This is a genomic window from Salipiger marinus (assembly GCF_900100085.1).
In the GTDB taxonomy this organism is placed as follows: domain Bacteria; phylum Pseudomonadota; class Alphaproteobacteria; order Rhodobacterales; family Rhodobacteraceae; genus Salipiger; species Salipiger marinus.
Genome location: NZ_FNEJ01000090.1, coordinates 1 through 1,683, shown reverse-complemented (window position 1 = coordinate 1,683; position 1,683 = coordinate 1). Strand labels below are relative to the sequence as shown.

2 protein-coding genes are annotated in these 1,683 nt (G+C 65.4%); both read right to left on the bottom strand.

Annotation, left to right across the window (positions count from 1 at the left end; genetic code table 11):
• Positions 1-15: 15 nt before the first annotated feature.
• Positions 16-303 carry a hypothetical protein gene (locus BLR51_RS27000; RefSeq protein ID WP_242656869.1) on the bottom strand — a complete coding sequence of 96 codons (288 nt, stop codon included), beginning with the start codon at positions 301-303 and terminating at the stop codon, positions 16-18.
• Positions 304-311: 8 nt separating this feature from the next.
• The coding region (gene tnpC / locus BLR51_RS26995) for an IS66 family transposase (protein ID WP_110506234.1) at positions 312-1,683 on the bottom strand (1,372 nt) is incomplete at its 5' end.

Below are 1,683 nucleotides of genomic sequence, written 5' to 3'. Positions count from 1 at the left end.
GTAACGGCCCGGTTGCTACCGCGGTCCGTTTTGCTTGACGCGAGCGATGATCTCGGGCTCTCCGACGAAGTCCTCAAGGAAGTCGCTCCATGTTTGGGATGATCGGCGCGCGTCTGCGAGCATGTCCTTCAGCTCTTCGATGCCGTCGTCGGTCAGCGCCGTGAGAGCTTCGTCCCGCCCCGTGTGGACGCTGATGATGGCTCCGTAGCTGAGGTTGTCGTCGTTCGCGACGATCTCTTCCAGCATTTCGAGATCCTCGCCGAGCATCTTGGCGACGTATTCCATGGTGCAGACGTGGGTCACGGCGGCTATCAGGCTGCCTCGGCTCGAGCAGTGGCCAACTGTGTCCAGTTCCACGGCAGAAGTTCGTCGAGACGGTTGATCTTGTGGTCGTTGATGCGATCGAGCACGTCGGTCAGGTAGGCCTGCGGATCAAGGCCATTCATTTTCGCGGTCTCGATGATCGTCATGGCGCGGGCGAGTGTCTCGGCCCCGGTATCGGCGCCCGCGAAGAGCCAGTTTTTCCGTCCGATGCCGATCGGGCGCAGGGCGCGCTCGGCCGGATTGTTGTCTATGCCGACCCGGCCGTCTTCGAGGAATAGACAGAAAGACGACCAGCGGCTGAGCCCGTAGCGGAACGCTTTGGCCAAGTCTCCTTTCCCAGGGAGGCGTGCGATCTGCTGCTCGGCCCAGGCCCGGAAGCTTTCGACCTTGGGCAGGCTATGGGCCTGGCGCGCAGCAAGCCGGGCCTCGGCAGGCTGGCCTGCGATCTTCCGCTCGATGTCGTAGAGCAGGCCGATGCGGTCGAGCGCCTCGCGTGCGATCTCTGACCCGGTCGAGGCCCAGACGTCATGGAAGTCGCGGCGCAGATGTGCCCAGCAGGCCGCCTCGCGGAACCGGGCGGCGCCGTCCGGGGCTGGGTCGTAGAGCTTGGCATAGCCCTTGTAACCGTCGGCCTGAAGGATGCCGCGGCTCTGGCTCAGGTGCTCGCGGACGTGCTCTTCCTTCCAGTCCGGAGCGAAGCGATAGACGGCGCCTGGCGGTGCCGTCCCCGCCCATGGCCGCTGGTCGCGGACATAAGTCCAGATCCTGCCCTTCTTCACGCCCTTGCCGAGGCCCCGGTCGCGCAGGGACCGGTCCAGCACTCGTATCGGAGTATCATCGGCATGAAGCAGGTCGCTGGCCATGACCTCGGCCTCGATCCGTTCGGTGAGCGGCTGGAGCACCTTCATGGCGCGGCCGCACCAGTCGACCATCGTGCTGTCGGGGATGTCCGCGCCCATCCGGGCGAAGATCTCGTTCAGGCGATATAGGGGGATGTGGTCGTCGAATTTGGAGACGAGGATGTAGGCCAGCAGGCCAGCGGTCGCCATGCTGCCCGGGATTGGCCGGCTCGGAGCGGGCGTCTGCACCATCCGCTCACAGCGGCGGCAGGATTTCTTCGACCGGGCGATCTCGAGAACCTTCAACTGCGCCGCGACCAAGTCCAGCATCTCGCTGACGTCCTCTCCAACAAGGCGCAGATCACCGCCGCAATCCGGACAGCAGCTGCCGGGATCGAGCTCCCGGCGCTCGCGAGGAGTCTTGTCCGACACGCGCGGACGACGACGGGGGGCCTTCTCGGAGCTCTCGCTCCCGGATGGCGAAGGCTCCGCCTTGACCTGATCCGTCGGCGCGGCGTCA